Annotated in this window: 23 protein-coding genes; 13 read left to right on the top strand and 10 right to left on the bottom strand. The window is 34.4% G+C overall.

Annotation, left to right across the window (positions count from 1 at the left end; all coding sequences use genetic code 11):
• The first annotated feature begins 37 nt into the window (after window positions 1-37).
• From gldF to dnaN, 4 genes are all read left to right on the top strand, one after another.
• Window positions 38-805 (top strand): gliding motility-associated ABC transporter permease subunit GldF, encoded by a 768-nt coding sequence (gene gldF, locus Q5N74_RS03185; protein WP_369686016.1) that lies wholly within the window; start codon window positions 38-40, stop codon window positions 803-805.
• Window positions 802-1,296 (top strand): hypothetical protein, encoded by a 495-nt coding sequence (locus Q5N74_RS03180; RefSeq protein WP_304387259.1) that lies wholly within the window; start codon window positions 802-804, stop codon window positions 1,294-1,296. Before gldF ends, Q5N74_RS03180 begins: the two co-directional genes overlap by 4 nt.
• Window positions 1,280-2,947: a gliding motility-associated ABC transporter substrate-binding protein GldG gene (gene gldG, locus Q5N74_RS03175; RefSeq protein WP_304387258.1), complete on the top strand. Its 1,668-nt coding sequence runs from the start codon at window positions 1,280-1,282 to the stop codon at window positions 2,945-2,947. The genes Q5N74_RS03180 and gldG overlap by 17 nt, the downstream gene beginning before the upstream one ends.
• A gap of 219 nt (window positions 2,948-3,166) precedes the next feature.
• The gene (dnaN, locus tag Q5N74_RS03170; protein WP_304387257.1) at window positions 3,167-4,285 is read left to right on the top strand and encodes a DNA polymerase III subunit beta; all 1,119 of its coding nucleotides are present in this window, start codon (window positions 3,167-3,169) and stop codon (window positions 4,283-4,285) included.
• A 459-nt stretch (window positions 4,286-4,744) separates the two neighbouring features.
• Here the strand turns inward: dnaN and rpsA are convergent, their stop codons facing one another.
• The gene (gene rpsA, locus Q5N74_RS03165) at window positions 4,745-6,577 is read right to left on the bottom strand and encodes a 30S ribosomal protein S1 (protein ID WP_304387256.1); all 1,833 of its coding nucleotides are present in this window, start codon (window positions 6,575-6,577) and stop codon (window positions 4,745-4,747) included.
• A gap of 348 nt (window positions 6,578-6,925) precedes the next feature.
• Here rpsA and Q5N74_RS03160 point away from each other — a divergent pair, with 348 nt between their 5' ends.
• Complete coding sequence (locus tag Q5N74_RS03160; RefSeq protein WP_304387255.1) at window positions 6,926-7,306, top strand: LysM peptidoglycan-binding domain-containing protein; 381 nt, start codon at window positions 6,926-6,928, stop codon at window positions 7,304-7,306.
• 89 nt (window positions 7,307-7,395) lie between these two features.
• On the opposite strand, the gene cmk is transcribed toward Q5N74_RS03160, so the two are convergent.
• The 4 genes from cmk to Q5N74_RS03140 all read right to left on the bottom strand — a co-directional run bounded on the left by cmk (window position 7,396) and on the right by Q5N74_RS03140 (window position 12,609).
• Window positions 7,396-8,085 carry a (d)CMP kinase gene (cmk, locus tag Q5N74_RS03155; RefSeq protein WP_304387254.1) on the bottom strand — a complete coding sequence of 230 codons (690 nt, stop codon included), beginning with the start codon at window positions 8,083-8,085 and terminating at the stop codon, window positions 7,396-7,398.
• Between the two features lie 56 nt (window positions 8,086-8,141).
• Window positions 8,142-9,161 (bottom strand): type IX secretion system protein PorQ, encoded by a 1,020-nt coding sequence (gene porQ, locus Q5N74_RS03150; protein ID WP_304387253.1) that lies wholly within the window; start codon window positions 9,159-9,161, stop codon window positions 8,142-8,144.
• Window positions 9,162-9,346: 185 nt separating this feature from the next.
• Window positions 9,347-11,797, bottom strand: a complete 2,451-nt coding sequence (gene lon, locus Q5N74_RS03145; RefSeq protein ID WP_304387252.1) for an endopeptidase La — start codon at window positions 11,795-11,797, stop codon at window positions 9,347-9,349.
• Window positions 11,798-11,958: 161 nt separating this feature from the next.
• On the bottom strand, window positions 11,959-12,609 hold the full coding sequence (locus Q5N74_RS03140; RefSeq protein ID WP_304387251.1) for a rhomboid family intramembrane serine protease: 651 nt from the start codon (window positions 12,607-12,609) through the stop codon (window positions 11,959-11,961).
• A gap of 63 nt (window positions 12,610-12,672) precedes the next feature.
• Between Q5N74_RS03140 and Q5N74_RS03135 the strand changes: the two genes are divergently transcribed.
• The gene (locus Q5N74_RS03135; protein WP_304387250.1) at window positions 12,673-13,548 is read left to right on the top strand and encodes a lysophospholipid acyltransferase family protein; all 876 of its coding nucleotides are present in this window, start codon (window positions 12,673-12,675) and stop codon (window positions 13,546-13,548) included.
• A 2-nt stretch (window positions 13,549-13,550) separates the two neighbouring features.
• Here the strand turns inward: Q5N74_RS03135 and Q5N74_RS03130 are convergent, their stop codons facing one another.
• Genes Q5N74_RS03130 through glmM form a run of 4 tightly spaced genes read right to left on the bottom strand, consistent with a single transcriptional unit; the run spans window position 13,551 to window position 16,671 of the window.
• Window positions 13,551-14,114, bottom strand: a complete 564-nt coding sequence (locus tag Q5N74_RS03130) for a DUF4256 domain-containing protein (protein WP_304387249.1) — start codon at window positions 14,112-14,114, stop codon at window positions 13,551-13,553.
• A 12-nt stretch (window positions 14,115-14,126) separates the two neighbouring features.
• Entirely contained in the window at window positions 14,127-14,741 is a 615-nt protein-coding gene (locus tag Q5N74_RS03125) for a MarC family protein (protein ID WP_304387248.1), read from the bottom strand.
• Window position 14,742: 1 nt separating this feature from the next.
• Window positions 14,743-15,267: a DUF3124 domain-containing protein gene (locus tag Q5N74_RS03120; protein WP_304387247.1), complete on the bottom strand. Its 525-nt coding sequence runs from the start codon at window positions 15,265-15,267 to the stop codon at window positions 14,743-14,745.
• Window positions 15,268-15,282: 15 nt separating this feature from the next.
• Entirely contained in the window at window positions 15,283-16,671 is a 1,389-nt protein-coding gene (glmM, locus tag Q5N74_RS03115; protein ID WP_304387246.1) for a phosphoglucosamine mutase, read from the bottom strand.
• Window positions 16,672-16,749: 78 nt separating this feature from the next.
• Between glmM and Q5N74_RS03110 the strand changes: the two genes are divergently transcribed.
• From Q5N74_RS03110 to Q5N74_RS03100, 3 genes are all read left to right on the top strand, one after another.
• Complete coding sequence (locus Q5N74_RS03110) at window positions 16,750-17,343, top strand: acyl carrier protein phosphodiesterase (protein ID WP_304387245.1); 594 nt, start codon at window positions 16,750-16,752, stop codon at window positions 17,341-17,343.
• Window positions 17,344-17,347: 4 nt separating this feature from the next.
• Window positions 17,348-19,042 carry a gamma-glutamyltransferase gene (gene ggt / locus Q5N74_RS03105; RefSeq protein ID WP_304387244.1) on the top strand — a complete coding sequence of 565 codons (1,695 nt, stop codon included), beginning with the start codon at window positions 17,348-17,350 and terminating at the stop codon, window positions 19,040-19,042.
• Window positions 19,043-19,109: 67 nt separating this feature from the next.
• Complete coding sequence (locus tag Q5N74_RS03100) at window positions 19,110-19,829, top strand: hypothetical protein (RefSeq protein ID WP_304387243.1); 720 nt, start codon at window positions 19,110-19,112, stop codon at window positions 19,827-19,829.
• 107 nt (window positions 19,830-19,936) lie between these two features.
• Here the strand turns inward: Q5N74_RS03100 and Q5N74_RS03095 are convergent, their stop codons facing one another.
• A complete protein-coding gene (locus Q5N74_RS03095; RefSeq protein ID WP_304387242.1) occupies window positions 19,937-20,461 on the bottom strand; it encodes a hypothetical protein in 525 nt (174 codons plus the stop codon).
• A 411-nt stretch (window positions 20,462-20,872) separates the two neighbouring features.
• Between Q5N74_RS03095 and Q5N74_RS03090 the strand changes: the two genes are divergently transcribed.
• The 4 genes from Q5N74_RS03090 (at window position 20,873) to Q5N74_RS03075 (ending at window position 25,563) form a co-directional block, all read left to right on the top strand.
• Complete coding sequence (locus tag Q5N74_RS03090; protein ID WP_304387241.1) at window positions 20,873-21,244, top strand: hypothetical protein; 372 nt, start codon at window positions 20,873-20,875, stop codon at window positions 21,242-21,244.
• A 144-nt stretch (window positions 21,245-21,388) separates the two neighbouring features.
• Window positions 21,389-21,856, top strand: a complete 468-nt coding sequence (locus Q5N74_RS03085; RefSeq protein ID WP_304387240.1) for a septal ring lytic transglycosylase RlpA family protein — start codon at window positions 21,389-21,391, stop codon at window positions 21,854-21,856.
• A 122-nt stretch (window positions 21,857-21,978) separates the two neighbouring features.
• Window positions 21,979-24,828: an excinuclease ABC subunit UvrA gene (uvrA, locus tag Q5N74_RS03080; protein WP_304387239.1), complete on the top strand. Its 2,850-nt coding sequence runs from the start codon at window positions 21,979-21,981 to the stop codon at window positions 24,826-24,828.
• 45 nt (window positions 24,829-24,873) lie between these two features.
• Entirely contained in the window at window positions 24,874-25,563 is a 690-nt protein-coding gene (locus Q5N74_RS03075) for a TIGR00730 family Rossman fold protein (protein WP_304387238.1), read from the top strand.
• Window positions 25,564-25,585: the final 22 nt, after the last annotated feature.

Raw genomic sequence — 25,585 nt, 5'->3', positions numbered from 1 at the left:
ATTCAAAACAGGTATTTATACATTTATTCAAAGCCATTTGATTAAAGAAATTAATACAGAAACGCATAAACACAGTAACGAAACGATGTTTGCCATACTTAAAAAAGAAATAAACACATTTTTTGCATCGCCCATTGGCTATTTAGTAATTGGTATCTTTTTAGTACTTAACGGGCTGTTTTTATGGCTTTTTAAAGGCGAAAACAACATACTCGACTATGGGTTTGCCGATTTATCTTCGTTTTTCCTACTAGCACCCTGGATTTTAATTTTCCTAATTCCTGCCGTAACCATGCGCAGTTTTTCAGATGAAAAGAAACAAGGCACTTTAGAGTTATTACTCACCAAACCCATCTCACATTTAAACATTGTTTTAGGCAAGTATTTTGGTGCTTTTACCTTAATATTAATCGCTCTTATACCAACGCTTCTTTATGTTTACACTGTTTACCAACTAGGAAACCCTGTTGGAAATATTGATTTCGGAAGCACCATGGGGTCTTATTTTGGTTTGCTTTTTTTAATTGCGGCTTATACAGCTATAGGCGTATTTGCTTCCACTTTATCAGACAACCAGATTGTGGCTTTTATAACATCTGTCGCTATTTGTTTTATGTTTTATATAGGATTTGATAGCGTTGCCGACTTTTCTTCCAGTAATTTTATAGAACAATTAGGCATGAGCGTACATTACAAAAGCATCAGTCGTGGTGTTCTAGATACCCGAGACATCATCTACTTTTTAAGCATCACCGCATTTTTTATTATGCTAACTAAACTTAATATTAACCAAGGAAAACAATGATTTTAACACCTCTATTCGTTATTTTTTTACTAGTCGTTTTCATCTTAGTTTGGGCTTTTACCAACACGATAGACAAACGCAAATGGCTAAGCTTTTTAATAAGCATCGTCTTAACACCTATTGTCTACTTTTTTGTGTTTTATCCGCTAATTAATATTTTTAGCAGCTACCACCACGAAAAACATTTTGAGGCCAAAGCTTGGGTTGCAAAACCGTCTTTACGCTATGAAATGAGTAATGAAATAACAAACGAACAACTATTTATAGGCAAAACAAAAAGTGAAGTAAAAGCTGTTTTGGGTGCCAGCGAATGGTATGGTTGGGATGCTAGTTTAAAAGCCAATTCGCCCAACAAATGGAATTACAATTTAGGATACAAACCAGGTGCATTTAACCTAACCCAAGAATGTTTGGAGCTGGAATTTAAAGACAAAAAAGTGGTAAGTATTAAACAATATCAATTAGAAACAAAGTTTGAAGAAGCACCTTAAATACATAGCAATTCTTTTAGTGGCCTTAGTCGCTATTAATTACATAAGTAGTTTTGCCTTTAAACGTTTCGATTTAACGGAGGATAAGCGCTATACCTTAAGTGACGCCACTCTTACTATTATTAATAATGTAGACTCGCCTATTGTTGTTGATGTGTTTTTAAGTGGAGACGATTTCCCTTCGGAATTTAGACGTCTTCAAAATGAAACCAAACAATTACTAGAAGAGTTTTCATCAGAGAATAATAACATTGTTTTCAATTTTATAAATCCGTTGGAAGATGATGCGACGCGCGAACGTAATATTCAGCAATTAACAGAACGCGGGTTAACACCAATGCAGTTAAGTGTTCAAGAAAGCGGAAAAGCATCACAAGCCATTATTTTTCCATGGGCTTTGGCGAGTTTTAATGATGAAACGGTTCTGATTTCATTAGTAAAAAGTAAAATAGGTGCTTCACAGCAAGATTTAGTAACGAACTCGGTACAACACTTAGAATATGCCTTCGCTGATGGTTTTAGCAAGTTAACAAACCCTAAACACCGTAAAATTGCAGTGTTACGAGGTAATAAACAGTTGGCAGATAAATACGTTGCTAATTTTTTGAAAAAACTTGGCGAGTATTATTTCATTGCCCCGTTTACTTTAGATAGCGTGGCAACGAGTCCGCAACAAACTCTTGAAGCCTTGGAAGGTTTCGATTTAATCATTTCAGCAAAACCAACCGAAGCTTTTACTGAAGAAGAAAAACTAGTATTGGACCAGTATACTATGAATGGCGGAAAAAGCTTGTGGCTTATTGATGCTGTTGCCATGGAAAAGGATAGTTTGTACAACAATTCCGGTAAAAATTTCGCCACCACTAGAGAATTAAATTTAACCGATTTCTTTTTTAAATATGGCGTACGTGTAAACCCTGTTATGGTAAGCACCATGTACTCTGCTCCTATTACATTGGCGATGGGCGAAGGTAGTGAATCGCAATTTCAACACTTACGTTGGCCTTACTCGCCATTAGCAGCTACCAGCGACACCCACCCTATTGTAAATAATTTAAATTTTGTGAAATTCGATTTTGCAAACCAAATAGATACGCTTAAAAATAATATTAAGAAAACCATTTTACTTGAAAGCGCGCCACTAACAAAACTGGAAGGTACGCCTAGAGAAATTAGTTTAGATATTGTCACTCAAGATCCAGACCCTACAACCTTTAATAAAGGCAACCAGACATTAGCCGTTTTATTGGAAGGTGAATTCACATCGGTATATGCTAACAGACTAAAACCTTTCAACCTTCAAAAGGCACGCGATAAAAGTGTGCCGACAAAAATGATTGTTGTTGCCGATGGCGATGTTATAAAAAACGATGTCATTAGAAACGTTCCGCAAGAATTAGGCTTTGATAGATGGACGGGACAAACCTTTGGTAACAAAGAATTTTTACTGAATGCGGTTAATTACTTACTAGACGATAATGGACTTATAAACATTCGTTCGAAAGAAATAACGCTTGAATTTTTAGATCAGGATAAAATTGCAGACGAAAAAACCAAATGGCAATTTATTAATATTTTGCTTCCGCTCGCTCTGTTAGGGGCTTTCGGGCTGCTCTTTAATTATTTCAGAAGAAAAAAATACGCGCGTTAACACAATAAATTTGTCAGAAACCATTCCTACAAGGCATTCATAAATGTTAATAAGTTTGTTTCCGATATTAGTATCTATAGAATATATTTGTAAGTAGTATAATTAAAACTTAAAATAAGTTCTTTTTAGATGTAAAACCTCTGTTTTAAGACCGTATTTATAAAAGAGAATTAACAGAATATATAAACCATCTAACCTTAAAAAAATCAAGATTAGCACATGAAATTTATAGTATCAAGTACCTATTTACTAAAACAATTGCAGGTTTTAGGCGGTGTTATTAATAGTTCGAACACCTTGCCTATTTTAGATAATTTCTTATTTGAATTAGATCATACCACTTTAACGGTTTCGGCAAGTGATTTAGAAACTACCATGGCTTCTTCTTTAGAAGTAGAAAGTGAAAGCAAAGGTAGTGTTGCTATTCCTGCGCGTTTATTACTAGATACATTAAAAACATTTCCAGAGCAACCATTAACTTTTGTTGTTGAAGACAACAATACAGTTGAAATTAGCTCTAATCACGGTAAATACGCCTTAGCTTATGCGGATGGAAAGGAATTCCCTAAAGCAGTTTCACTAGAAGACCCAAGTAAAACAGTCGTTCTTGGCGATGTATTGGCTACTGCAATTAGCAAAACAATTTTTGCTGCTGGTAATGATGATTTACGCCCAGTAATGAGTGGTGTATTTTTTCAGTTCTCTACAGAAGGTTTAACCTTTGTAGCAACCGATGCTCACAAATTGGTAAAATACACACGTGAAGATGTAAAAGCAAATCAAGTGGCGGAATTTATTATGCCTAAAAAACCTTTAAATTTATTGAAAGGTATTTTAGCAGGAAGTGAAAATGAAGTGACTATTGAATATAACGAATCGAATGCGAAATTTACTTTTGAAAATTCAGAATTAATTTGTCGTTTGATTGATGGTAAATACCCTAATTATGAAGCGGTAATTCCTAAGGAAAACCCAAATAAATTAGTAATTGACAGAACACAATTTTTAAACTCTGTGCGTCGTGTTAGTATTTTCTCTAACAAAACAACCCACCAAATTCGTTTAAAAATTGCTGGAGCAGAACTTAATATTTCTGCTGAAGATATTGATTACAGTAATAAAGCTGAAGAGCGTTTAACTTGTGATTACCAAGGTGACGATATGCAAATTGGTTTCAACTCACGTTTCTTAACAGAGATGTTAAACAACCTAAACTCTACAGACGTACAATTAGAAATGAGTATGCCTAACAGAGCGGGTATTTTAACTCCTGTTGATGGTCTAGACGATGGCGAGCAAGTAACGATGCTCGTGATGCCTGTTATGCTGAACAGTTAATAAGGTTTTACACCACATAAGATATAAAAAGAGCTCCAAAATATTTTGGAGCTCTTTTTTTTTGATTTATCTAGAACTATCTTCTTTTCTAACTAGTAACAGATATTCCTGTTTTAAAATACTTCCTTCAGGACGTTTTAAGTGACTTTATTTCCCTAGTTATTGTAGAGTATCTATGTTGCTAACAATCCCATTAGACCCTGTTAAAACATTCAACATACAAACAAGACTTTAACAAACCCCTACTCAATTTCTTTAAAGAAAGGCATTCTAAATAAATTGAGCTTGCTTTAATAGCTCTTTTTTTTAAGGCTTATAGGCCATGAAAATTTTGTTCACTACAAAATTCTTAAAACGTATACCTAATTAGTAATCTTAAAATAGAGCCATAAAAAAAGCCTTCAATTTCTTGAAGGCTTTAATTTTATAAATGGTTTCCTAATTTAATAGGTTGATAAATTATTTTTTACCGTCCATTTTGTCTTTAAGAGCTTGTAAAGCTTCGTTAGCATCACCTAAAGTTGGTTTTGCTTCAGCAGCTTGTGCTTCTATTTTCTTAGCAGCAGCTTTTACGTTTGCAATTTCTTCTGCTTTAAAAATAGCAGTATGAGAAGCTACAACACGTTTGAACTCTTTGTTAAATTCAATAATTTTGAATTCAGCACTTTCGCCTTTTGTTAATTTCTTACCATCTTCTTTTTCAAGGTGACGTGTAGGAACAAATGCTACGATATCTTCGTTAAATTCTACAGTAGCTCCTTTATCAACGATTTCAGCGATTTCACCTGTGTGAACAGTTTCTAAAGCGTACTCAGTTTCGTAAGCATCCCAAGGATTAACAGTTGTTTGTTTGTGACCTAAAGATAATTTACGTCCTTCAACATCCAATTCTAAAACGATAACTTCTAATTTGTCTCCAGCTGCACAGAACTCAGATGGGTGTTTGATTTTCTTAGTCCAAGATAAATCAGAGATGTAAATTAATCCATCAATACCTTCTTCTAATTCAACAAAAACACCAAAGTTTGTAAAGTTACGAACGATACCTGTGTGTTTAGAACCTAATGGGTATTTAGTTGTAATGTCAGTCCAAGGATCAGATGATAATTGTTTGATACCTAAAGACATTTTACGATCTTCTCTATCTAAAGTTAAGATAACTGCATCAATTTCATCACCAACGTTAACGAAATCTTGAGCAGAACGTAAATGTGTAGACCAAGACATTTCAGAAACGTGAATTAATCCTTCAACACCATCAGCAACTTCAATAAATGCGCCGTAATCTGCAATAACAACAACTTTACCTTTAACTTTATCTCCAACAGCAACAGTATCAGCTAATGCTTCCCATGGGTGTTTAGATAATTGTTTAAGACCTAATTGGATTCTTGATTTGTTTTCATCAAAATCAAGGATTACTACATTAAGTTTTTGATCTAATTCAACAATCTCGTTTGGATGATTGATTCTAGACCAAGATAAATCAGTAATGTGGATTAAACCATCTACACCACCAAGATCGATGAATACACCGTAAGAAGTAATATTTTTAACAATACCTTCTAATACTTGACCTTTTTCTAATTGACCAATAATTTCTTTTTTCTGTACTTCAATATCAGCTTCAATAAGCGCTTTATGAGATACTACTACGTTTTTAAATTCGTGGTTGATTTTCACAACTTTGAATTCCATAGTTTTATTTACGTACTGATCGTAATCTCTAATTGGTTTAACGTCAATTTGAGAACCTGGTAAGAATGCTTCGATACCGAATACATCTACAATCATACCACCTTTAGTTCTACATTTAACAAAACCATTAACGATTTCACCAGTTTCGTTAGCTTTAATAACACGATCCCATGCTTTGATAACACGAGCTTTTCTGTGAGATAATACTAATTGACCTGTTGCATCTTCACGCACATCAATTAATACTTCTACTTTGTCACCTACTGCTAAGCTAGGGTTGTAACGAAATTCGTTTAAAGAGATAACACCTTCAGATTTTGCATTGATATCAATAATAGCATCTCTATCAGAAATGTGTACTACTGTACCTTCAACAACTTCATCGTTAAGTGTATCAACGAAATTTTCTGCTACAAGTTTTTCAAATTCTTGTAATTGCTTTTCATCAACTTCATCAATACCTTCTTGGTAATTGTGCCAGTTAAAGTCTGCTAAGAATTTTTCAGGGTTTGCTTTAGCTTCAGATACTACTGGAGCTTCTACTGTTGGAGCGTTAGTTGCTTCAACTTCAGCTTGATTTGCTTTTTCAGCCATTTAAAAAGATAATTAAGTAATATAATTTAAGCTTTTTACTTTTTGTAAAAACGCGGTTATATTACGTTTTGTATTCTGTATATTTTGGAAGATTTAAGCAATAAACACACAGAAGTGTTATTAATTTTTGTTTTTTAGTCCCTTCTATCTTCCCAACGATTTGCTAAAAGGAGTGCAAAAATACATATTATTAGGGTAATTACCTAAAAATGAGTAAACAATTAATACACTACCTATTACTTTTTTATACAGAACAACAAAACACTAAAAGTTAACTTTAAATTAATAAAATACAGCTATATAATTCTTATATTGAATGACAGAATTAACTATTAAATATTTATAATTATGGCAGTGAAAGCAAAATACCAACCCGTATTAGATTTAGGTGAGAAATTAAGCATTAAAAACGGAGAAGTTACAGAAGAAAGTGGCGTATTAAAAGTTAAAGGAACAGCAAATACACCATATGAGAAAAACTTAATGTGGGATAAAATAAAAGAAATAGGTGGCGATAACCCAAGTGATATTAAAGCAAATATTACGGTGGCAGATGAAAGTGTTTTTCATAGGCATACTGTTAAAAGTGGAGAAACTCTCGGGAAAATCGCTAAACAATATTATGATAACGCCTCGAAATACCAAGCTATTTTTAAAGCAAATACAGATATTTTAAAGAACCCCGATTTAATACATCCAGGACAAGAATTGGTGATTCCTAATTTGTAGGATAGCATGTTTTATAATTTTAAAAAAAACGAAGCTCTGAATTTAGAGCTTCGTTTTTTTTTAAACCATAATTGGTATTAAAAATCGATCTACTTTTCTAAAGTAGTGTTTACCAATGTTAATATTTTATCAAACTGTTCCTGTAACGACATATGTGAATTATCAATTTGAATGGCGTCTTTCGCTTTAATTAAAGGAGAATCTTCTCTATTAGAATCTATATAATCGCGTTCTTGAACGTTTTTGAGAACAGCTTCATACGTAACGGCATCGCCTCTTTCAATTAATTCTGAGAAACGTCTTTCTGCTCTGGTTTCAGCGGAAGCTGTCATAAATAATTTAAGTTCCGCGTCAGGAAACACAACAGTTCCAATATCACGACCATCCATAACAACACCGCCTTGATTGCCCAGTGCTTGTTGTTGTTCTACAAGTTTTAAACGAACTTCTGATATAGCTGCTACTTTACTAACAAAATTTGAAACTTCTAAAGTGCGAATTTCATTTTCAATATTAGTCGCATTTAAATATACTTCAGCAAAACCAAGCGCCTCATTAAACTTAAAACTAATATTTACAGACTCTAGTTGCTCCACTAAACCGTCCACATTAAAATGACTAGCATCTATAAACCCCTCTTGCATGGCAAAATAGGTAACAGCCCTATACATGGCTCCAGAATCTACATACACATAACCAAAATGTTTTGCAATTTGTTTCGCAACCGTACTTTTTCCTGTGGATGAAAATCCGTCTATGGCTATGGTAATTTTAGTCATGTTTTTAATCTAAGGTGTGTAACCGTGTAAAATTAATACTATTACTTTAAGTTCTTTTATTGTAAATCTATTTGTAACCCAAAAAAGTTTGAATTAGCTGCACTTGTATATTTAGCGTGGGTATAACTAAAACGCATATTATTCATTTTAATTGAAAAACCCGCAGATAAACCTGAAAAATTTCGTTGATCGACTATTCGTAATTCCTCTGCTCTTCGGAAGTTATACCCCACACGAATATTAAATCCGCCTTCCGGAAAAATTTCAGCCCCAAAAATACTGTGGCGCATCACTTGTCCAATAAACCCAATTTTTTCATCGGTTTGATTTCCGCTTAAATCATTAGAAGTTCTTGCTGGGTTTGGTCTCGCAATGGGCCATTCTTGTAAGTTTTCTATGGTTATATGCCAACGAATGGGTACGTTTTCCAAACTTTGAGACATCCCGAAATCGACTTCAAAAGGAAGTTTTTCTCTAAGACCTGCATAGGTTGTTATTTGTGTCCCTAAATTACGAACGGTTAGGGCTGCATGAAAATCTAAGGCCTCATTAATGTATAACAAACCCAAATCTACCGCGGCGCCTAAGGAACTGTACTGCTCTAATTTGGAAGTTATCAATTTGGCATTCGCTCCGAAATAAAAATCAGAATACCCTAATTGCGTGGCGTAGCCAAAAGACAAGGCCGTTTCATTTCCTGAAAAAGTTCCAGTTGAATTACCTTCCTCATCATACCCATCAAACGAACCATAATTAATATAGGTAATACCTGCATGAAATGTTTGCGTGCGTCTATCAACTGTATAAGCATACGCAGCCGTTCCATAACTAATACCTCCTAAATAACTGGTGTAATTTAATGCGAGTTGGTTATCCATATCCGCATTTATAGTTGCAGGATTATAAAGCCCTTGCGTTACATCATAATCTACAATGGTAAGTGCTTTTCCTCCTAATGCGGCCTGTCTAGGAGCAGATACTAGATTCAGAAATTGGTAAGTAGACTCACCCCCTACCTGTGCATAGGTCAAGACACTAAAAAGTAAACAAAAAAGCGAGATAATTTTTTTCAGCATATTTACGACACAAAGTAAGTAAATCTATCTTTAAACGGTAGCATGTATCTTTTATTTTAAATGAAGAAAAAAGATACAATTTTAGAGTTACAAAGTCTTAGTAAGCGCAGTCGAGATATCTTTCTCAATATTATCGAAATTAATTCTCGACTACGCTTAAACAGACTTATTTATATCCTAGCTTTTTATAATGTTTTAGCGTTATCAACCTTAGTATTTGTGAGTGCGAACTTAATAACATCGCTCATATCAGTCACATAATGAAAGGTTAATCCTTTTAAATAATCTTGTTTTATTTCCTCAATATCGCGTCTGTTTTCCTCACAAAGCAATATCTCCTTAATTCTAGCGCGTTTTGCAGCAAGAATTTTTTCTTTAATACCACCTACAGGAAGTACTTTTCCACGAAGTGTAATTTCACCCGTCATCGCTAAACTTTTCTTCACTTTTTTCTGTGTGAATAAAGACACCAACGATGTTAACATAGTAACACCTGCACTTGGGCCATCTTTTGGAGTTGCACCTTCTGGCACGTGAATATGTACGTTGTATTTATCGAAAATTTCTGAATTAATTCCAAATTCATCTGCATTCGATTTAATGTATTCCATAGCAATGGTAGCAGACTCTTTCATAACCTTACCTAAATTACCGGTAATACTCATAGTACCTTTTCCTTTAGATAAAATAGATTCAATAAACAAAATATCACCACCAACACTGGTCCAAGCTAAGCCTGTAACAACGCCTGCTACATTATTATTTTCGTATTTATCGCGCTCTAATTTAGGGCCGCCTAATACTTCAATAACATCTTCATTGCTAACTTTAATATTATAATCTTCTTCCATCGCAATATTTTTGGCAGCAAACCGTACCATTTTTGCGATTTGTTTTTCTAAACCACGTACACCCGATTCGCGGGTATAACCTTCAACAATTTTTTCTAATTGTGCTTTCCCAATTTTAAGGTGCGCATCGGTTAAACCGTGTTCTTTTAATTGCTTTGGAAGTAAATGACGTTTCGCAATTTCTACTTTCTCTTCAATTGTATAACCCGTAACATTGATAATTTCCATACGGTCTCTCAATGCTGGTTGAATCGTTGATAAACTATTTGAAGTCGCAATAAACATAACCTTTGAAAGGTCGTAGCCCATTTCTAAGAAGTTATCGTAAAACTCAGAGTTTTGTTCAGGATCTAATACTTCCAACATAGCAGAAGAAGGATCTCCTTGATTTGAATTTGAAAGTTTATCAATTTCATCTAAAACAAATACAGGGTTTGATGTTCCTGCCTTTTTTAAACTTTGAATGATACGTCCTGGCATAGCGCCAATATATGTTTTTCTATGTCCGCGTATTTCTGCTTCATCACGTAAACCACCTAATGAAATACGAACATATTCTCTACCTAATGCTTCAGCAATCGATTTTCCTAAAGATGTTTTACCAACTCCTGGAGGTCCGTACAAACATAAAATAGGTGATTTCATATCATTACGCAATTTTAAAACTGCTAGATATTCAATAATACGACGCTTTACATCTTCTAAACCAAAATGATCGCGATTTAGGATTTTTAAGGCACGTTTTAAATCGAATTTATCTTTGCTAAACTCGTTCCAAGGTAAATCTAAAAACAGTTCTAAATAGTTACGTTGAATAGAATACTCTGCCACCTGCGGATTCATACGTTGCATTTTGGCAAGTTCTTTTTCAAAATGCTTTTCTACTTTTTCGTCCCAGAATTTTTCATCGGCACGTGTTCGCATTTCTTCAATCTCCTCTTCATGGTTCACGCCACCCAACTCTTCTTGGATGGTTTTCATTTGTTGATGCAAGAAATACTCACGTTGTTGCTGACTCATATCCATCTGCACTTTAGATTGAATATCGTTTTTTAGTTCCAATTTTTGAAACTCAATATTCATGAACTTAAGTGTAGCAAGCGCACGTTTTTTAAGATCGTCAATTTCTAAAAGTGCTTGTTTTTCAGCCACTGTTAGGTTCATATTAGACGATACAAAATTGATTAAGAACGAATCGCTTTCAATATTTTTAATAGCGAAAGAAGCTTCACTAGGTATATTCGGGCTTTCTTTAATGATGCTAAGCGCCAATTCTTTAATAGACTCGATAATGGCAACAAACTCCTTGTTTTTTCTTGCTGGTCTTGCTTCTGGAACGTCTCTTACCGTAGCGTTCATATATGGTTCTTCAGTAAGAACTTCGGCCACTTTAAAGCGTTTTTTACCTTGAATGATCACTGTTACGTTACCATCGGGCATTTTTAAAACACGTAAAATTTTAGCAACGGTACCAATTTCGTTAATTTCTTTTGCTGTAGGATTCTCGACAGATTCGTCTTTTTGAGCCACTACACCAATTACTTTACTACCTTTATTGGCATCGTTTATTAAACGAATAGATTTATCGCGACCGGCTGTAATAGGAATTACGACACCTGGAAACAAAACCGTATTTCGTAATGACAAAATAGGCAGTGTTTCTGGTAAATCTTCGTTGTTTATTTCTTCTTCATCTTCAGGTGTCATTAATGGGATTAATTCTGAATTCTCATCAAAATCCTGTAATGACAAACTGTCTAGAGATATAAAATTAGATTTTTTCATATATGTATTTAGGTCAATATGTCATAAAAACTACTGAACCTTTAATTTTTAATAATTTACAAATTACAATATAGGATTGAATATCAATGAATTAAAATAATTTCACCATATTCATTCACTGTATAAATTCAATAGCTATGCCAATATTCAATTTATGAAGTTTATAGTTTCCCTGCTTTCTTCAAAACAAATAATAAAACGATTGGTATTAACAATAACCCAATCATCAATAAATTGGTTTGAAACAAATATGGCGCTAAAATTAATGTGGCCACAAACCCACCAATGGCACCTCCAAAATGCGCATCGTGACCAATATTGCCAACTCGATTTTTCATTCCATAAATAGAATACATTAAATAGCCAATTCCAAATAAATAGGCAGGAATGGGAATGGGTATAAAAAACATCATGAGTTTCATTCCGGGTTGCAGCAAAATAGCGGCATATAAAATACCTGTAACCGCACCACTAGCGCCTACAGCACTGTAATGGTACTCATTTTTATGGAAGTATAAGGATAATAAGCTACCGGCAGCTAAACTTACCAAGTATATAATAATAAACCCAAGAGGTGCTACATAATTAATAACTGGCGCTGCAAAAAAGTATAGAGTTAACATGTTAAACAACAAATGCTGTGTGTCTACATGTAAAAAACCGCTACTAAACATACGGATCTTCTCGCCTCTTTGCACACCACCCACGGTAAACTTATATCTATCAAAAAAAGCATAATCACCAAAGCCTTTATAGGATATGATAACATTTGCTGCTATGATAATGATAGTTACTAAATCTAAATTGCCCATGAAGTGTAAAGGTTTAAGTTCAAAATTAGCATATATTTGCTGCTACAAATCTAAAATTAATTCATGCAATTCTTAGCATATATTCTTATTTATCCCATTTTGTGGTTGGTTTCCATACTTCCGTTTAGATTGATATACTTGGTTTCAGATGGTGTATACGTGTTACTTTACTACATTGTTGGTTACCGTAAAAAGGTTGTTTACAGCAATTTAAAACTTGTTTTTCCTGAGAAATCTGAAACAGAAATTAAACGTATTACTAAAGCTTTCTATCACCACTTGTGCGACATGATTCTTGAGGCTATTAAATCTATGACCATTTCTGAATCTGAAATGAAGAAAAGATTCACATTTTCTAATGTAGAATTGGTTCAAGAAATTGAAAATAATGGCAAAAGCATTGCTCTTATGTGCGCACATTATGGTAGCTGGGAATGGATTTTTATTCTTCAAAGTTATATGAATAATAAAGGTTATGCTGTTTATAAACGATTAGCAAATAGATATTTCGATAATCTTGTAAAGCGCATTCGTGCAAAATATAATAGTCATTTAATTACTACTAAAGAAACCATTCCAACATTAATGAGTGCAAAAGTTAATGGACAATTAACTATTTGTGGTTTTGTGTCAGACCAATCGCCAAAAGTAGATAAAGCTTTTTATTGGAAAGAATTTATGGGAATAAATGTACCAGTGCATACAGGTGCAGAAATGCTGGCTAAACGATTAGATATGGCTGTGGTGTTTTTTAAAGTTAAAAGGTTAAAACGTGGATATTATGAAACTACTTTTGAAACGATAACACTTAACCCTAAAGAATACGAAAACTATACAATCACTGATGCTTACCTAAAATTAGTAGAACAGCAAATTTATGAAGCTCCTGAATATTATTTATGGACGCATAAACGCTGGAAGCACAAAAAAGAAAACTAAGTTTAAACACGTAACGAACTGCGGAAGCCTCGGCATGCATAATAAGATTCGGCACCATTGTGGTAAATAAATACGTTATTAAATCGGAAATCGGCAAAAAGAGCACCTCCTAATTTTCTAATATCAGCAGGGGTTTGTATCCAGCTAGATGTTTTCTGGTCGAACTCTCCTAGTTTTTGTAAGGCTCTATACTCAGATTCAGATAACAGTTCAACACCCATGGCAGTCGCCATCCCTAAAGCACTATTTTTAGGCTTAAACTTTTTTCTAGACTCTAAAGCTTCAGGATCGAAACAAATACTTCTTCTACCAGCTGGACTTTCCGCAGAACAATCGTAAAAAACAAATTCGCTAGTCGTAGCATCATACAAAACAACGTCGGGTTCACCACCTGAAATTTCCATTTCGTTTAGTGACACTAACTTTTTAGGGTTAGCACGTAGTTTCGCTTCAACTAGACACCATTCAACACTTTTGTGACGTATTAAATTCTTTTCAAAACGCACCTTCAACACTTTAATAAGCGTATTCTGCTCTTCAAGAGATAGTGTTTTTTCTGTTTTCATTGGTTAAACGCATTATTTTAAAACCACAAAAAAGTCTCTTAAACCACTTAAGATACTTTGCACAGCATAAGCAGCCAATATAAGTCCCATTATTTTACTTATTACAGTAATTCCATATTCACCAACTCGTTTTTGCACACCGTTTGCGGCCAATAATAACAACATGGTGAGTACAACAACAAACAAGACCAAAGAAATGGTTACAAACTGTTCTTGAATAGAATATAGATGATTATCCGTCATAAGCACTACCGCCATAATAGCTCCAGGAGATGCTATAGATGGAATAGCTACGGGAAAAATAGTAACATGCTTATAATCTTTAATCGAATGTTTTTCAGATTCTGGTTTTCCTTCACCAAAAATCATGGTTAAAGCAAAAAGAAATAAAATAACACCACCAGAAATTTGAAAAGCATCTAAAGATACTTGCATGCCTTCTAAAATAAGTTGACCTACTAAAGCAAAAAACAATAGAATGGAAAAAGCCACAACTGAAGCTCTAATAGCAATCTTCTTTTTAAATTTTTTATTAAAGTTTTTGGTAGCTTCTAAATAAACAGGCACCGAACCAAGCGGATCGATAACCGCAATCATAAATAGAATTTTGGTAATAATTTCAGTCATTTTATTCTAAATTTTTCCCTTGAGTCATAAATGAAATACCTTGTTGACCGGAAGTTGAAATCATGACGCTTTCAAAAAATGGAGCGTTAGAATTTGGTTTTATTTTCCAATCGAATAAAAAGTTAGCACCAGTACCACCTTCTTTATCAAGTTCATCAATAACAATTTCTACCGTTTCCATAGGTGCTATATAAATGGTTTTATTGAAATAGGTTCTAATGGCGACACCGTGCGTGCTGTAATAGGTTGCCTTTTTAATGTAAACAGTATCACTCTCGTTTATATTTCTAAGACTTACTGTCGCTGTTAAACCTAGCTCTCGATGCTCCGTTTCACTATATATTTGAGAATATATAGATAAGTAAGTTTTACCTTGAATTAAACTATCACTTAAAGTGTAATTAATAGTTCGGTGCTTCCAGTTTGTTGGATGCACCGAACTTATTTCTTTATCTTCTCCGCATGAAAACACAACTATTAAAGTGATGACACTAACTATAATCTTAAGTATCTTTTTGTTTTTCATACGTTCATTTTATATTTATCCTTTAGCAATACTACCTATTTCCTCAATAAATTTATCTGCCAACCCATCGGCTTCTTGCTGTGATTTGGCTTCTGTATAAATTCTAATAATAGGCTCTGTATTACTTTTACGCAAGTGTACCCAACTATCAGAAAAATCAATTTTAACCCCATCAATCGTGGTTAATTGTTCGTTTTTATAACGGTTTTCCATGGCAACTAAAATACCATCTACATCCAAATCTGGTGTTAATTCTATCTTCTTTTTACTCATAAAGTAGTCTGGATAGGTTTTTCTAAGTTCGCTTACTTTCATACCTTTTTCAGCCAATAAACTTAAAAACAAAGCCACACCTACTAAAGCATCACGACCGTAATGAGATTCTGGGTAAATAATACCACCATTACCTTCACCACCAATAACAACCTTATTTTTCTTCATTAATTTCACAACGTTCACCTCGCCAACAGCACTCGCCTCATACGTACCGCCATGTTTTTCGGTAACATCACGTAAGGCTCTGGTAGAGCTCATATTACTTACCGTATTCCCTGGTGTTTTACTCAACACATAATCAGCACAAGCTACCAATGTATACTCTTCTCCAAACATGTCGCCGTTTTCATCCATAAACGCTAAACGGTCTACATCTGGATCGACTACAATTCCGAAATCGGCTTTATGCTTTTTAACAGCTTCAGACAAATCCCCTAAATGTTCCTTTAAAGGTTCTGGGTTGTGAGGAAATTGTCCGTTAGGCTCACAATATAACTTCACAACTTCAACACCTAAACGTTCTAAAAGTAATGGAATTGCGATACCACCTGTAGAATTCACACCATCTACAACCACTTTAAAGCGGGCCTCTTCAATAGCTGGTACTGTAACCAACTCTAAATCTAGCACCTCAATAATATGTAAATCTATATAAGCTTTATTCTTTGTTATTTTCCCTAAACTATCTACATCGGCAAAACTCATAGAATCACTCTCGGCAATTTCTAGAATTTTAGCACCTTCAACACCATCAAGAAACTCTCCTTTGTTATTAAGCAATTTTAGAGCGTTCCATTGTTTTGGGTTATGACTTGCTGTTAATATAATACCACCATCAGCATGTTCCATAGGCACTGCCATTTCTACAGTTGGTGTGGTAGACAAGCCTAAATCGACTACATGTATACCTAAACCAACTAAGGTATTCATTACTAAATTCTGAACCATCGCTCCAGAAATGCGGGCATCTCTACCTACTACTACTTTGTAAGTATCTTTTTCACTTTGCTGTTTTAGCCAAACCCCATAAGCGGCAGCGAATTTTACAGCATCGATTGGCGTTAGGTTTTCACCGACGTTTCCGCCAATAGTTCCTCTAATTCCAGAAATTGATTTTATTAGTGTCATATTATTTATTTCAAATTGGTGAACAAATATACTATTTCAAAATTGTAATTCATGAATAGGAATTCGTAAATTTCACAAATGAATTATTTAGCACATATATATTTATCGGGAGAAAATGAATTGGTTACCATAGGAAATTTTATCGCCGATGGCATTAAAGGGAAATCATACAAGAAACACCCCAAGCACATTCAAACAGGTATTTTATTACATAGAAATATTGATACGTTTACAGATGCACACCCAACAGTGAGGCAAAGCACGAAACGTTTGCATGAAAAATATGGCCATTATTCAGGTATTATAGTCGATATTTTATATGATCATTTTTTAGCAAAAAACTGGAGTCAATATAGCGACATTCCTTTAGATGTGTATGTTGATACTTTTTATGATTCCTTAGAAACGCACTACGAATTGCTACCTTTGCGCATTCAAAAAATGATGCCATATATGGTCACTGATAATTGGCTCTTAAATTACGCCTCTATAGAAGGTATTTCCAGAGTTTTAGACGGCATGAATAGACGTACCAAAAACCGATCTGGTATGAATGAGGCCGTTAACGAACTAGAATTATTTTATGAAGATTTTGAAACTGAATTTTCATCCTTTTTTGAAGAACTTATTAGCTTTTCGAAACAAAAACTTATAGAAGTTAGCATTATTTAATATTATGAAGAAATTTTTAGCATGTACCATCATTGCTTTTTTACTAGTTAATTGTAAAAAAGCTGTAAAAGAAGACACACAACAACGGGGTGTTATAACCAAAAGTGCCATGGTCGTTTCTGCTCGTGAAGAAGCCTCTAAAATAGGAACGGACATTCTAAAAAAGGGAGGCAATGCTTTTGATGCCATGGTGGCCACCGAACTAGCATTAGCAGTATCATTCCCCTTCGCTGGTAATATTGGCGGTGGTGGTTTTATGGTTTACAGAAAAGCAAATGGCGAGCTAGGAAGTATTGATTATAGAGAAAAAGCACCATTAAGCGCTTCAAAAGATATGTTTTTAGATGAAAGCGGAAACGTAATACCCAACAAAAGTACACTTGGAGCCATGGCTATTGGTGTACCCGGAACGGTTGCTGGCGTATTTGCTGTACACGAAAAACTAGGTTCTTTACCCATAGAAACTATTTTAGAACCTGTTATTGCGCTTGCTTATAAAGGCGTGGTAGTTACTAAAAAGCAGGAAGAACGTATTCAATATTATCAGTCCTATTTTAATAAAGTGAATAAAGACTCGATAGTGTTCAATAAACCATGGAAAGAAAACGACACTATTAAATACCCTGCCTTGGCTCGCACATTAGAACGCTTGTTAACGCATGGTAAAGACGGTTTTTATAAAGGTGAAGTGGCTCGTGTTTTAGCTAAATTTATTCAAGAAAATGGGGGTATAATCACCGAAGAAGACTTCGCTAAATATGAGGTAAAATGGAGAAATCCCATTGTTTTTGAATATGATGATTTAAAAATAATTTCGATGGCACCACCTTCTAGTGGTGGCGTTTGTTTGGCGCAAATTATGAAAATGATTGAACCTTTCGATTTACATGAATTTGGACATAACACACTTAAAACCATTCAAGTTATTACCGAAGCTGAACGTCGTGCTTATGCGGACAGAAGTTATTACTTAGGAGATCCTGATTTTATTAAAATTCCGTTAGACACTCTTTTAAGCCATACATATGTAACGAAACGAATGCGTGATTTTGAAGAAAACAAAGCAACACGCTCTTCTGATGTGTCGCACGGAAACATACAAATTATTGAAAGTGATGAAACCACACATTACTCCATAATAGACCAATTTGGTAATGCAATTTCTGCGACGACTACCTTAAACGGTGCTTACGGTTCTAAATTATACTGTTCTGAACTTGGTTTTTTCTTGAATAACGAAATGGACGATTTTAGCAGCAAACCAGGAGTTCCAAATATGTTTGGTGTTACAGGTGGTGAAGCGAATAGTATTGCGCCAGAAAAACGTATGTTAAGCTCCATGACACCCACCATTGTAGAGAAAAACGGTAAATTATTAATGTCTGTTGGTACACCAGGAGGCTCGACCATTATTACATCGGTACTTCAAACTATATTGAATGTTCATGAATTTAATATGTCTATGCAAGAGGCCGTTAATGCACCACGTTTTCACCACCAGTGGTTACCAGACGAAATTAGAATGGAGCCAAATTTATTTAATGCGACAACCATTAAAAACCTTCAAAATCTAGGATACTCCATCAATGAAAAAGATTCACCCGTTATTGGCAAAGTCGATGGCATACTTGTTTTAAAAGATAAGTCGCTAGAAGGTGGTGCAGATTATCGAGGGGATGATACGGCTGTTGGTTTTTAATTATTTTCATTCAACCAACACCTTTGAAACTAATAATTTATAGATGTTTGCATCATAACTCACTTCCATGAAATCGAAAAAAATAGTAAAAATAATTATAGGTATTCTGGTGTTTATAACACTTCCCAGTATATTGCTTTTTGGCTTTCTTTACTTCAAATATAATGAAGAATTACCTCCAGGTATCACAGGCCATGAAGCTGATGCACTCGCTCATAAAATGCTTAACGCCTTAGACCACGAAGCTTTTGAGAATACCAATTATATAGAATGGACTTTTAAACGAAGACATCTTTTTAAATGGAATAAAAATGAAAACATTTGTGAAGTTTATTGGAAGAAATACAAAGTAATACTCCATTTAAACGATCCTTCTAAAAACAAAGCCTACGAACAGAATGTAAAGGTGGCGGATGCTGATTCATCTATAGAACTCATTGAAAAAGCTACAAGCTATTTCAATAACGACTCCTTTTGGTTGGTAGCACCATATAAGGTGTTTGATACAGGTACTGAACGCCGTTTAGTTAATTTAGAAAATAATAAAAAAGCACTTTTACTAACCTATACATCTGGAGGTACTACACCTGGAGATTCCTATTTATGGCATCTAGATGAAGAGGGAAAACCCACAAGTTTTCAAATGTGGGTTGATATTTTGCCTATTAGCGGTTTAACAGCTACTTGGAACGATTGGGTGACCACAGAAAGTGGCGCACAACTACCAAGCTTCCATAAATTTGGCGTTTTCGGGTTAGATATTACTAATTTAAAGGCAACTAAATAAGTATACAGTCGCAGTCACGGTATTCACTAAAAATAGATATTGAAAACTGCGACTGAGACTGAGACTGAGACTGAAACTGCGACTGCGACTGCAACTGCAAACTAAAATCAACTCCCCTTCTGCCCCACGAAATTGTGGTTTTTAGATTTAAACAACACATTAAAACTGGTTAGACTTCCGTAAATTCTGGTAATGTATTGCTGTAAATCTATTTTACCTTGTTCGTCTAAATCGCTGGCATTAATACGCTGTTCCATAACACGCAAGCGATCGCGCACCATCGTTATTTTACGAAAAAAAGTATCGATTGGCAATTCATACGGTTTCAAACTGGCATCTGCTGGTTCTAAAATAAGTTTACCTCCCTTATATTTATCTGCGATAGATACAATTTCGCTCACATCACTCCATTTTTTTAAAATATTCACCAAGCTACTTTCAACATCAAAAAAACTAACTGCATCCACATCACCATCAGCCGCTTCAATCACTTCAAAATCACTATCAATATGAATAGTTTCTAATCCGTTTTCAATAAAAGTAACCCAATAATGTTGTGAAGTTACGTTGGTAACAACCCCTTTGCCGTATTCTGTATGATTAATTCTCGAACCTATCCCTAATAATTTCATATATATTGTAAATTTTAAAAAGTTTAATAACCATATTATTCTGTATTGCAATTATAATAAATATAGATAAAACAATAATTCAAATAATCATTCGAATCAAAAAAACATAAATGAATTCCCAATTAAAATCTTAATTTTTTGTTAAATCACAATCTTATCACTTTTTCAAATACCCCGTATTCTAATAGGGATAACAAGCCTGAATACAACTAATTTCTACACTGAACCTACAATTAAACCACCTCTTGCTTATTTAATTTATATCCCCTTATCATCGCCCCCTTTCATTACCTAGGTTACCATCTTTTAAGAGATGTTTTTCAAAAGTTAAATATTTCTAAAAATATTTTCAATCTATTTTCCTACTATTTATTTTAGAACCAATATTAATAATTCTATAAAAATTTAGTCATGAGAAAAATCTATTATCTATTGCTATTAACGGTAAGTTTCACTTTTTCAAATCAATTACAAGCCCTTGAAATGGGACAAATTGAACCAAAAGTAGGCGATGTACTCGTAATAAATTCACCAAACAATAATACTTATAATCACATTGATTTCCCCAGACTAAATACCATAGTAAAACGAGGAGGCATTGCTAATTATAAGAGTGTACACGGCAACCATGTGGTAGTTAAAGAAGTTATAAAGAATGAGGACGGAACGACTGGTATTGTTTTAGAACGTCAAGACAATAGAAAATTTTTCGGTTTTTTAAAACAGGTTAAAGCCAATTATACGAAATCAATAACTGCTGGAGAATTATCAAAAAAACAATAGTAATTCAGTTAAATTACACGAATTAAAGAAGCTTCTTTTTACATGGAAACTTCTTTTTTTATAACCAAAAAATCTAAAAAGTGAATTAGCACGTATAATTAAAAATCAATTCTGTCGTTATTAAGAATTCAATAAATGAAATATATGAAGTTAACTACTCAAATTATCGGCTTTTTAGGTTTGCTAATTATTCTAAGCAGCTTTAAATCTTCAAGTAATTATAATAAAAACAGCAATCATTTCAACCTAGTACAAAATGATTCCATTTTAACCGATAGTATTTTAGTAGATAGCACTTTCATCAATTACGCTCCATATAAAGAAAATGCACATGCCTCGTATTACCACGATAAATTTAATGGTAAGAAAACGGCAAGTGGTGAAAAATTCAGCAATACAGGCTACACTGCTGCACACAGAACCTTGAAATTTGGTACTAAAATTAAAGTGACCAATACGGTTAATGGCGAATCGGTGGTTGTAACTGTTAACGATAGAGGCCCCTTTATTAAAGACCGTGAAATCGATTTATCGAAACAAGCCTTTATGGATATTGCCAAGTTTAAACAACGTGGCTATTTAATTGTGCATCTGGACATTATGGAAGATTAACTATAGAAACTAATACGTTTTTCATAGGTACGCTTCATAATAAATAGTTCATTTAAAAATCTGAAATAAATCTTCACAAGAATTTAACAACTAAAATTGTAACTTTGCTCTTTTGCCAATTTATGAGCCAATTCGACGATTTCATTGAAGTTAAAGGAGCACGAGTCCACAATCTCAAAAATATAGATGTATCCATTCCCCGAGAACAACTTGTAGTTATTACAGGTTTGTCTGGTAGTGGAAAATCATCTCTAGCTTTTGATACTATTTATGCTGAAGGGCAGCGCCGCTATATCGAAACTTTTTCGGCCTATGCGCGCCAATTTTTAGGCGGTTTAGAACGCCCTGATGTAGACAAAATTGATGGTTTAAGTCCTGTAATTGCCATCGAGCAAAAAACCACCAGTAAATCACCACGTTCTACCGTTGGTACTATTACCGAAATTTACGATTTTTTACGATTGTTATATGCCCGAGCCAGTGACGCTTACAGTTACAACACCGGCGAAAAAATGGTAAGCTATAGCGACGAACTTATCAAAGAACTTATTACAAGCGACTTTAAAGGGAAACGTATTAACATTCTAGCTCCCGTAGTACGCTCTCGTAAAGGACATTACCGCGAATTATTTGAACAAATTGGCAAACAAGGTTTTGTAAAAGTTAGAACAGACGGCGAAATAAAAGACATCACAAAAGGCATGATGTTAGACCGTTACAAAATGCACGATGTTGAAATTGTAATTGACCGGTTGGTTATAGACGGCACTACAGATAATGACAAACGCCTTACGGAAAGCATAAATACAGCCATGTATCATGGGGAAGATGTATTGATGGTTATAGACCAAGACACCAATGAAGCACGCTATTTTAGCCGAAATTTGATGTGCCCGTCTTCAGGAATTTCATACCCAAACCCAGAACCTAATAATTTCTCATTCAACTCGCCAAAAGGCGCCTGCGATACCTGTAACGGTATTGGAACTTTATATAAAGTAAACGAAAATAAGATAGTGCCAGACGCCAGTCTTTCTATAAAAGCTGGAGCGCTTGCACCTCACGGACCTGAAAAAAGCAGCTGGATATTTAAACAATTTGAAACCATTGCACAACGTTATAATTTTAAATTAACCGATGCTTATAAAGACATTCCTGACGAAGCAAAACAAATGATTTTGTTTGGTGGGAATGAAAAATTTTCGGTTGAAAGTAAAACTTTAGGCGTTACCCGAGATTATAAAATAGATTTTGAAGGCGTTGCTAATTTTATTGAAAACCAATATAAAACAGCCGAATCGACTTCTTTAAAACGTTGGGCTAAAGAATACATGGACAAGGTAACATGCCCTGTTTGTGAAGGCTCACGCCTTAAAAAAGAATCTCTTTACTTCAAAATAAACGAAAAAAACATAGCAGAACTTGCCAATGCCGATATTATAGAGTTATCTGCTTGGTTTAAAGATTTACATAAGCATCTTTCTGAAAAACAATTTAAAATTGCAGAAGAAGTTCTTAAAGAAATAAAATCGAGACTTCAATTTTTATTGGATGTTGGCTTGGATTATTTATCACTAAACCGAAGTTCCAAATCCTTATCTGGTGGTGAAGCACAACGTATTCGGTTAGCAACACAAATTGGTTCTCAGTTAGTTGGTGTTCTCTATATTTTAGATGAACCTAGTATTGGTTTACACCAACGCGATAACGAAAAATTAATAAATTCGTTGGTTGCGCTGCGTGATATTGGGAATTCTGTTATTGTGGTTGAACACGATAAAGACATGATAGAACGCGCTGATTATGTGATAGATATTGGCCCAAAAGCAGGAAAATTTGGTGGCGAAATAATAAGTATTGGCTCTCCAAAAGAACTTTTAACACATAACACTTTAACAGCCGATTATTTGAATGGCACCAAACAAATAGAAATCCCAAAAAAGCGTCGAGAAGGCAACGGGCATTTTATTGAGCTTAAAGGCTGTACGGGTAATAATTTAAAAAACGTATCGGTGAAGCTGCCTTTAGGGAAAATGATAGGTGTTACAGGCGTATCTGGAAGTGGAAAATCTACTTTAATAAACGAAACCCTCTACCCTATTCTAAATGCTTATTATTTTAATGGCGTTAAAAAACCAATGCCATATAAAAGCATTAAAGGTTTAGAACATATTGATAAAGTGATTGATATTAACCAATCGCCTATTGGTAGAACACCCCGAAGCAACCCTGCAACCTACACAAAAACTTTCGACGAAATTCGAAGCTTATATGCTAAAATTCCTGAAGCCATGATTCGTGGTTATAAAGCAGGCCGTTTTAGTTTTAACGTGAAAGGTGGCCGTTGCGAAACTTGTCAAGGTGGTGGTTTACGAGTTATTGAAATGAATTTTCTACCAGATGTTTATGTAGAATGCGAAACCTGCCAAGGCAAGCGTTTTAATCGTGAAACCTTAGAAATTCGTTATAAAGGAAAAAGCATTAGTGATGTGTTGGATATGACTATAAATGAGGCCGTTCCCTTCTTTGAACATATTCCTAAAATATATAATAAACTTAAAACAATAAAAGATGTTGGTTTAGGATACATCACATTGGGACAGCAAAGCACGACCCTTTCTGGAGGTGAAGCACAGCGAATAAAACTGGCTACCGAGTTAAGTAAACGTGATACTGGCAATACTTTTTATATATTAGACGAGCCAACAACAGGTTTACACTTTGAAGATATTCGGGTGTTAATGATTGTACTAAATAAACTAGCTGATAAAGGAAATACCGTATTAATTATTGAACACAATTTAGATGTAATCAAAACCGTTGACCATATTATTGATGTTGGCTATGAAGGCGGAAGAGGTGGCGGACAAATAATTGTTGAAGGTACTCCTGAAAAAGTAGCGACACATAAAAAAAGTTATACCGCTAAATTTCTTAAAAAGGAATTAGCTCAATTACCTATTATTAATTGATAATTGAAGTTTAAATAAAAAACGAATCAACAAATAAACATAAATATGAGATTAGAAAAACATAGTAAAGCGTGGAATGAGATAAAAACAAACGATTCATGGGCTATTTTTAAAATCATGGGTGAATTTGTTAATGGTTATGAAAAGTTGAGTAAAATTGGGCCTTGTGTTTCTATATTCGGTTCTGCGAGAACAAAACCGGAAGATCCTTATTACCTTTTGGCTGAAAGCATCGCGAAACGCATTGTAGAGTCTGGTTATGGCGTTATTACTGGTGGCGGACCTGGTATTATGGAAGCTGGTAATAAAGGTGCGCATTTAGCAGGAGGTACATCGGTTGGTTTAAATATTGAATTGCCTTTTGAACAACATGACAACCCTTATATTGACAATGACAAAAGCTTAGATTTCGATTACTTTTTTGTTCGTAAAGTCATGTTTGTAAAATACTCACAAGGTTTTGTAGTGATGCCAGGAGGTTTTGGAACTTTAGATGAATTATTTGAAGCTATTACCTTAATTCAAACACATAAAATTGAAAAATTCCCTATCATTTTAGTCGGCACTAAATTCTGGGAAGGCCTTTTAGAATGGGTGAAATCAACCCTTTTGGACACTTTTGCAAATATAAGTGCTAAAGATTTAGATTTAATTCATTTAGTTGATACCGAAGACGAAGTTGTATCTATTCTAGATTCATTCTATAACGGGTCAGACTTAAGTCCGAATTTCTAATATAAGTACGAATCATCAAACC

It is taken from the genome of Mariniflexile sp. AS56 (assembly GCF_030552475.1).
In the GTDB taxonomy this organism is placed as follows: Bacteria; Bacteroidota; Bacteroidia; order Flavobacteriales; family Flavobacteriaceae; genus Mariniflexile.
Note: the sequence above shows the minus strand (reverse complement) of the source record. Positions and strands in the feature narration are given on the sequence as shown.